The 8,680-nt window shown below is 35.9% G+C and carries 8 protein-coding genes; 6 read left to right on the top strand and 2 right to left on the bottom strand.

The window, feature by feature from the left end:
- A partial coding sequence (locus tag ACEW8E_RS00270) for a calcium-binding protein (protein WP_373478340.1) occupies positions 1–278 on the bottom strand: 278 nt, incomplete at its 3' end.
- Positions 279–620: 342 nt separating this feature from the next.
- On the opposite strand from ACEW8E_RS00270, the gene sixA reads away from it, so the two are divergent.
- Both sixA and ACEW8E_RS00260 read left to right on the top strand, forming a co-directional pair.
- On the top strand, positions 621–1,115 hold the full coding sequence (sixA, locus tag ACEW8E_RS00265; RefSeq protein ID WP_373478339.1) for a phosphohistidine phosphatase SixA: 495 nt from the start codon (positions 621–623) through the stop codon (positions 1,113–1,115).
- A 141-nt stretch (positions 1,116–1,256) separates the two neighbouring features.
- Entirely contained in the window at positions 1,257–2,396 is a 1,140-nt protein-coding gene (locus tag ACEW8E_RS00260; RefSeq protein WP_373478338.1) for a citrate synthase, read from the top strand.
- Between the two features lie 166 nt (positions 2,397–2,562).
- Here the strand turns inward: ACEW8E_RS00260 and ACEW8E_RS00255 are convergent, their stop codons facing one another.
- Positions 2,563–4,710: an RtcB family protein gene (locus tag ACEW8E_RS00255; protein WP_373478337.1), complete on the bottom strand. Its 2,148-nt coding sequence runs from the start codon at positions 4,708–4,710 to the stop codon at positions 2,563–2,565.
- A 158-nt stretch (positions 4,711–4,868) separates the two neighbouring features.
- On the opposite strand from ACEW8E_RS00255, the gene argB reads away from it, so the two are divergent.
- The 4 genes from argB (at position 4,869) to rsgA (ending at position 8,450) form a co-directional block, all read left to right on the top strand.
- On the top strand, positions 4,869–5,756 hold the full coding sequence (gene argB / locus ACEW8E_RS00250; protein WP_373478336.1) for an acetylglutamate kinase: 888 nt from the start codon (positions 4,869–4,871) through the stop codon (positions 5,754–5,756).
- A gap of 206 nt (positions 5,757–5,962) precedes the next feature.
- The gene (dnaJ, locus tag ACEW8E_RS00245) at positions 5,963–7,102 is read left to right on the top strand and encodes a molecular chaperone DnaJ (RefSeq protein ID WP_373478335.1); all 1,140 of its coding nucleotides are present in this window, start codon (positions 5,963–5,965) and stop codon (positions 7,100–7,102) included.
- 74 nt (positions 7,103–7,176) lie between these two features.
- Complete coding sequence (locus tag ACEW8E_RS00240) at positions 7,177–7,395, top strand: sulfurtransferase TusA family protein (protein WP_373478334.1); 219 nt, start codon at positions 7,177–7,179, stop codon at positions 7,393–7,395.
- 8 nt (positions 7,396–7,403) lie between these two features.
- Complete coding sequence (gene rsgA / locus ACEW8E_RS00235) at positions 7,404–8,450, top strand: small ribosomal subunit biogenesis GTPase RsgA (RefSeq protein ID WP_373478333.1); 1,047 nt, start codon at positions 7,404–7,406, stop codon at positions 8,448–8,450.
- The last annotated feature ends 230 nt before the right edge of the window (positions 8,451–8,680 follow it).

The raw sequence follows: 8,680 nt of genomic DNA, 5'->3' as shown, positions 1-8,680 counted from the left end.
AAACCGTTAAAACCACCGCTACCATTACTATCTATATTACCTATTATACCTGAATCTGTCCCCGTATAAGTATTACTAGAATAGTCGATAATTAATAAATCTGTTCCTGTGCCACCATCTACATTATCTTGTCCTTTTCCTGAATTAATCGTATCGTTACCATCACCACCGTATAACTGGTCATTACCTCCTAAGCCACTGAGAGAATCATTACCAGTATTGTCACTAAGAGAAGGTGGAAGTGTGTCATTACCGTTTGTACCTGTGAATATTGCCATAATAAGTAATTAATTTAGTCAGATTTTATACAGTTACAAGCTAACACTTTTTTAAAAAATGGAATGAATCTTTATGGTTAAGGTCACTAAAACGTAACATTTGATTTTTGGAATTAGGATTTTTGTGGGCAGTCCCCATCCCCACCCTACAGGAAAGAATGCGATACCAACGGCACAGCGTAGCTGTACGGTTTTAGGTTTTTGGTGTTGGGAGGGCGATCAAGTTTTAGGGGAGTTCAATCTCAGGTTTAACAGTTGACAGTTGACAGGTGAAAGTTAACAATGAGCTTTAAGTAATAAGGGACAAATTTTAAAAAACTAAATTTATAATAAAATTGTGATATGAAAATATACTTAATTCGTCACGGTATTGCAGAATCTAGGAATATAGAACAAAATGATCCTGAAAGAATTTTAACCAGTAAAGGAATAACAAGAGTTCAAAAAGTTACTCAAAAATTATCAACATTGAAAATAAAGTTTGATGTAATTATTAGTAGTCCTTCTACCAGAGCAAAAGAAACGGCGATTATTCTGCAACAAGGAAAATTAACTTCTCAAATTATCGAACATTCAGCCTTAAAACCCGAAGGAAATATCTTAGAGTGGATTAATTGGCTACAAAATTCTGATTATAAGGATAGTAATAGTATTGCATTGGTAGGACATCAACCAGATCTTACTAATTGGACAGAGTTATTGATTTGGGGAGAAATTCAAGGAAAATTAATCCTCAAAAAAGCTGGTATTATTGGTTTAGATTTACTAGATTTATCGAATCCCATCGGTACAAGTGAGTTATTTTTATTAGCAGGTCCAAAATGGATTACTAATTAAAGTACTATCTTAAAAAAAATCTGGACTAAATGCCTTTATTTGATTATGTTAGTTGATATTTTCGTATCTTAGATGACTTTTGTGGGATACCTAATGAATTAATTTCACTATTATTTTAAATTTTATTATTGAGGTATAAATATGGCGTTTTGTGAATATCAACCCGGTTTAGAGGGAATTCCCGTTGCCCAATCAAGTATTAGTTTTGTGGACGGTAAAAACGGTATTTTAGAATATAGGGGCATTAATATTGAAGAATTAGCTCAAAAAAGTACTTTTATCGAAACCGCTTATTTACTAATTTGGGGTAAATTGCCCACTAAGGAAGAGTTACTGATTTTTCAAGAGGAAATTAATAATCATCGGCGTATTAAATATCACATTCGGGATATGATGAAGTGTTTTCCTGAAAGTGGTCATCCCATGGATGCTTTACAAACTTCGGCGGCCGCTTTAGGTTTATTTTACTCTCGTCGAGCTTTAGCTAAAGATGAATATATTAGAGATGCGGTAGTCCGTTTATTAGCGAAAATTCCCACCATGGTAGCGGCTTTTGCTCAAATGCGCAACGGAAATGATCCTGTTAAACCTAATGATAACTTGAATTATTCCGCCAACTTTTTGTATATGCTCACAGAAAAAGAGCCCGAACCATTGGAAGCGAGAATATTTGATGTTTGTTTAATGCTTCATGCTGAACATACCATGAATGCCTCTACTTTTTCGGCTATGGTAACGGCTTCTACCCTCACAGATCCTTATGCGGTAGTAGCTTCGGCGGTGGGAACATTAGCCGGTCCTTTACACGGTGGTGCTAATGAAGAAGTTTTATCTATGTTAGAAGAAATCGGCACCATCGAAAATGTTCGTCCTTATATTGAAAAATGTATCGAAAATAAACAGAAAATCATGGGTTTCGGTCATCGAGTCTATAAAGTAAAAGATCCTAGGGCGAAGATATTACAACAGTTAGCTGAACGATTATTTGAATTAACGGGTCATGATGATTATTATGACATCGCTTTGGAAGTAGAAAAAGTTGTAGCCGAAAAATTAGGTGCTAAAGGTATTTATGCCAATGTCGATTTTTACTCAGGATTAGTTTATCGTAAGTTAGGTATCAAAACTGATTTATTTACTCCCATGTTTGCCATTTCTCGTGTAGCTGGTTGGTTAGCCCATTGGAAAGAACAATTAGCGGTAAATCGTATTTTCCGTCCTACTCAGGTATATATCGGAGAACATAATCAAAGCTATATTACTATGGAAGAAAGATTATAAGCAATTAGGGTTGCCTGATAGTAATGCCCCTGAATCCCCAAGTTTGGGGACTTTTTTAATTCTCCCCCAAAGTTGGGGGCTGGGGGCTAAATCCTCAAGTTTGGAGGCGCGGGGCTTTTAACAGGCTTAATCAATATCGGTTTTGATGGAGGGTGATAACCCACAGTTAACCTTTAACACAAATAACTTGTTTAAGAGTTGCCACAATTTCCACTAAATCTGTTTGTTGATTCATGACTTCTTCAATAGATTTATAAGCGCAGGGAATTTCATCAATAATTCCTGAATCTTTCCGACACTCGATACCTTCGGTTTGCATAACTAAATCATGGACATCAAAACGCTTTTTAGCCTGACTTCGGGACATTTTGCGTCCAGCACCGTGGGAACAACTACAAAAACTGTCATGATTACCTTTACCTTTAACAATAAAGGATTTTGCCCCCATTGAACCGGGTATAATACCATAGTCTTCTTGGGTTGCCCTCACTGCACCTTTACGGGTTACATAAACATCCTCGCCGAAATGGGTTTCTTTTTCAGCGTAATTATGATGACAATTGACGGTTAATAAAGGTTTTGTAGCTTTACCACCGTTTAAATGTTTTTCCACAATGGCTTTAAAACGACTCATCATCACATCACGATTAAAACGGGCATAACCTTGCGCCCATTGTAAATCACGCCAATAAGCGTCAAATTCGGGCGTACCAGCGATAAAATAGGCTAAATCAGGATCTGGAAGTCTTAAATTGGCTAATTTTGCTAATTGTTTCCCTGTTTTGATGTGACAATCTGCTAATTGATTGCCGATATGACGAGAGCCTGAATGTAACATTAACCATACTTGATCTTCAGTATCTAAACACAATTCAATGAAGTGATTACCACCGCCCAATGAGCCAAGTTGCTTAATAGCTTTACCTTCTAGCCTTTGAACTCCTGAATGTAAATCATTGAAACCTTGCCAACCTTGCCAGTTAGTTACTTTTGTCTCTACATCTTTATTTTCGTTAAAACCAACGGGGATATTTGCTTCAATTTCGAGGCGAATTTTTTTCAACTTTCCTTCTAATTGAGAAGCGTTAAACGGTAATTGTATAGCAGACATACCGCAGTTGTGTACAAAAACACCAGCAGTCAAGGCAAAATTATGATACTCAGGTACTGTTAAACAATAAACATCTTGAGATTCAGACAAAAGAGTTACAGAGACAACTTTATGATTATAACCATGTTTAGATTTACGATGATTATGTAATCCGATAGGGCTTTTTACCTCTTCTCCACAGTTTTCACAGGTGTATAATCTATTAGCAATTTCTTTACTTTTTTCTCTCCCTTTTGTACTTTGATTATATTTGACTAAATATTCTTTACCTCTTTCACCATTATCTTTTACTGATTCTCGAAAATGTTTAGGAGATTCTGCCATATATTTAAGAATATTTTTTGTACCCCTAGTGGCGTAATATTCATATCCTTCTGGGGTTTTTGCTTTTGCGGCGATGGCTTCTAGTCTTCTTTTTTCAAATTCTGGTGATTGCCAAGTGGTATTTTTTTCTACTAAAGAGCGATGATAACTAGAATGATCTTTATTACCCATAAACTCTAAATTTTCGGGCATATTATCAGACTTATCAAAATTTTTATGGTGAATTATAGTTCTTTGCTCCTGAAATTTTGAAACTTCACCTAGTAATCTTGAACGAGCGACAATCCAATGGGCTTTTTGCCATCTTCCTGAGTAATTTTGTTGAACTAAAGTATAACCATCTCGATCAATTTTGCTATAAAAAGGCATTAAAGAAGTATCTGGTTGTAAATTTTGAGCTTCTGTATAACTACCATCACGCGCCATGAAACGATGATCAGGAGTACATTTAATTTCTTTGTTATTATCCAAAATAACTTTTATTAATGGTGCTTGAACTCTTGTTAATTTTGCGATCGCTTTTGCTACTACGATTTTACCACTAGCAGTACAAGAATAGACAAAAATGGGTTCACCTTTTTCAGTCAATTCTTTTATAGGGTAAGATTTTCCATTAATTAAAGGAATTAAAGTATCACCAGTAAAACACCCAACGTCAACCCCGACAGCCGCAGGGATGATAGCATCTTTGGTGGCGATAACAGAGCCTACTAATGCCCCTTTTCCTAAATGTACATCTGGCATCAAGGCAACGTGTTTATAAACAAAAGGTAAGGAAGCCACATTTTTTGCCATGGCAGTTTCTTCAAAACCTAAGTCATGATTTGCCCAAGATAACACAGGTTTAGGAGTAGAAAGGTTTAATTGTTCGTACGGCATAATGGTTAAACAAGATTAACTATTGTTCCATCTTAATCAAATTCTTAGGAAATGGTAAATAAACCATAGCTAATTGTCAAAAAAGCTATCCATGAACAATTTTTATGGCACTCTATTTAGTAACGTGATTGTCTGAGAAATCTAATTAATCAAAAAATATGACACAAGATAGAAAAGAAAGCGAATATATCCTAGAAAAAGAAGCCACAAGAGTGAGAGTTTTAAGTGAAGCCTTACCTTATATACAAAAGTTTGCAGGTCGTACTATCGTGATTAAATACGGTGGTGCGGCTATGAAAGATGGTAGTCTTAAAGAATATGTTATCCGAGACATTGTTTTTTTAACCTCCGTTGGTGTAAATCCAGTAGTAGTACATGGAGGAGGTCCTGAAATTAATATCTGGTTGACAAAACTAGGTATCGAACCTCAATTTAAAGATGGCTTAAGAGTTACAGATGCCGATACCATGGACGTGGTAGAAATGGTGTTAGTGGGTAGAGTTAATAAAGAATTAGTGGCCATGGTAAATAATGCCGGTGGGAAGGCTGTGGGCATTTGCGGTAAAGATGGTAATTTAGTTAAAGCTAGATCTATCAATAAAGAAAAAGTTGGTTTTGTGGGAGAAGTGGTCAGTGTTGATAGTACCCTTGTTCACTCATTAGTTAAAAGTGGTTATGTACCAATTATTTCTAGTGTAGCTGCTGACTCTACAGGTCAAGCTCATAATATTAACGCTGATACCTTTGCAGGAGAAATTGCGGCGGCTTTAGGCGCTGAAAAATTAATTTTATTAACCGATACTCCCGGTATTTTACAAGACTATCAAGATCCTTCTACTTTAATTTATAAACTCTCCATTCAAGATGCTAGAGATTTAATTGACGATGGAGTTGTAGGAGGTGGTATGATTCCTAAAGTAAACTGTTGTGTGCGATCGCTAGCTCAAGGGGTAAAAGCCGCTCATATTATTGATGGAAGATTACCCCATGCTTTATTACTAGAAATTTTTACTGATGATGGTATTGGTTCAATGATTGTACCCTAATTACGGGAGTTAGGAGTTAGGAGTTAGGAGTTAGGAGTTAGGAGTTAGGAGTTAGGAGTTAGGAATCAGGAATCAGGAATCAGGAATCAGGAATCATCTTCAAGAATATTCAGTGGTAAGGTAAAATAATGTTAAGCTCGTCAGTTAGAATGTTTAGTGATAGTGTATATAGAGCGGACTAATATAAAGAGTTATTATCAAGTAATATGGCAGGAGACTACTACGAAATACTGGGTGTTCCCCGTACAGCTACAAAAGAAGAGCTAAAATCAGCCTATCGTAAAATGGCACGGAAATATCATCCTGATGTCAATAAAGATAACGATGCTGAAGAACGTTTTAAAGAAATTAATCGAGCTTATGAAGTTTTATCCGAACCAGAAACTAAAGCTCGTTATGATCGCTTTGGAGAAGCAGGAGTTAGCAGTGGTGGTGGTTCTGGTGGTGTAGGTTTTGATCCCAATGATATGGGAGGTTTTGCCGATATTTTTGAGACATTTTTCGGCGGTGGTTTTGGCGGTGGTGGCGGTACAGCGACTGGTCCTCGTCGTCGTGGCCCCACTAGAGGAGATGATTTACGTCTTGATTTAACCTTAGAATTTCGAGAAGCCGTTTTTGGCGGTGAAAAAGAAATTAAAATTCCTCATTTAGAAACTTGTGGTACTTGTAATGGTAGCGGAGCAAAAAAAGGTAGTTCCGCTAAAACTTGTGGTACTTGTAATGGTACTGGTCAAGTTCGTCGTGCTACTCGTACACCTTTTGGTAGTTTCGCTCAAGTTTCAACTTGCCCCACTTGTAACGGTGAAGGACAAATTATTGAGGAAAAATGTGAATCTTGTGGAGGACAAGGTACTAAACAGGTTAATAAAAAACTTAAAATTACTATTCCAGCAGGAGTTGATACTGGTACTCGTTTAAGAGTAAGCGGTGAAGGAGATGCTGGTAGTCGTGGCGGGCCTTCTGGGGATTTATATGTTTATTTATCTGTGAAAACAGATCCTCACTTTAAACGAGATGGTAATAATATCTTATCGGAACTTAGTATTAGTTATTTACAAGCTATTCTCGGTTGTCGTATTGATGTTCCTACCATTGACGGAGATCATAAAGTTACTATTGCGGCAGGTTTACAGCCTAATACGGTTCTGACTCTTGAAGATAAAGGTGTTCCCAAACTTGGTAATTCTGTTAGTCGTGGAGATCATTTATTAACTATTAAAATAGATATTCCTACTAAAATTAATTCAGAAGAACGAGAGTTATTAGAAAAATTAGCTCAAATTAAAGGTGAACATACTTCTAAAAGAGGTTTTGAAGGTTTCTTCGATAGTATTTTTCATAAATAATTAGTAATGAGAGATAAAGACGAATATTCCTTTTTATCTTTGATCAAATAAATATAATTGATTTTGTACACCTAATGACTAAAACCTTAGACTTAAGAGGCACTCCATGCCCTATTAATTTTGTCCGTAGTAAATTACAATTAGAAAAAATGTCTTCAGGAGAATTATTACACATTTTGTTAGATACTGGTGAACCTATTGAGCAAGTACCGAATAGTTTATCTATGGAAGGTTATTCTGTGGAAGCTATGGAGGATCAAGGTAATTTTTTTACGTTGTCCGTTCGTGCTTAAGGTAAACTATGGTTATACCTGATTCCTTTTCTATTGCCCAAGAATCTGAGTTGATTACTGGTACTGTTATCGCTTCTCAAGCTAATTTTTATCAAGTGCGCTTAGATTCTCAAAAAACCATTTTATGCACACGCCCTACAAGATTAAAAAAAATTGGGCAATCTGTTTTAGTTGGTGATCAAGTTACTATCAAATCAACAAAGTTTGAACGAAGTGCGATCGCCTCAGTACTGCCCCGTAACAGTGAATTACAACGCCCTCCCATGGCTAACGCCCAACAAATTTTATTAGTATTTGCCTTAGAAGAACCTACACTAGATCCAGTACAATTAAGTCGTTTTCTAGTTAAAGCAGAATCTACTAATCTCAAGCTATTATTAGGCTTAAATAAAGCGGATTTAATAACACCACAAGAAAGAGAAACATGGCAAATGAGGCTCAATAATTGGGGATATGAAGGCTATTTTTTTAGCGTCAATACCAATCAAGGTCTTCAAGAATTAAAGACAGTTTTACACAATAAAATTACAATCTTAGCAGGACCTAGTGGTGTTGGTAAATCTAGTCTTACATCTTTACTTATTCCTAATTTAGAAATTCGTACTAATACGGTTTCAGGAAAACTCCAAAAAGGTCGTCATACCACTCGTCATGTAGAGTTATACGAACTCCCCGAAGGTGGATTTATCGCTGATAGCCCCGGTTTTAATCAGCCAGATTTCGATTTTTCCCCCGAATCATTAATTAATTTTTTCCCCGAAGCTAGGGCAAGATTAGCTCAAAATAGTTGCAAGTTTCATAATTGTATTCATCAAAACGAACCTGATTGTGTAGTTAAGGGAGAATGGGAACGTTATGAATATTATCTCAAGTTTTTAGGAGAAACTAAGGCTTATTCTCAAAAAATTGCGAAAACAAAAGATAAAGAATCATCTTTGAAAACAAAAAATGATACATCTGGTCAAAAATATACTGAACCAAAGTTAGACTCTAAAAAATATCGTCGTATTTCTCGTAAAGTTACTAATCAAAAATTAGAGGATTTAGATAATTAGGAGATAGGAGATAGGAGTAATGAGTAATGAGTAATTAATTCCTAATTTCTAATTCTTCAAGGATAGGAAATATTTATTATTAATTAGGGGTTGCTGAAAAAGTCTGAGGAAGGGGTAGGGCAAAGGGCAAAGGTTTTAATGGTTTTGATTTTTGAAATTAGAGTTTGTAACTGTATAATACTACCCTGTTTTTTGAGCAAAAATGCCTAAAACTACGCACTTTTTTATTA

Source organism: Geminocystis sp. (genome assembly GCF_041753295.1).
In the GTDB taxonomy this organism is placed as follows: Bacteria; Cyanobacteriota; Cyanobacteriia; order Cyanobacteriales; family Cyanobacteriaceae; genus Geminocystis.
Note: the sequence above shows the minus strand (reverse complement) of the source record. Positions and strands in the feature narration are given on the sequence as shown.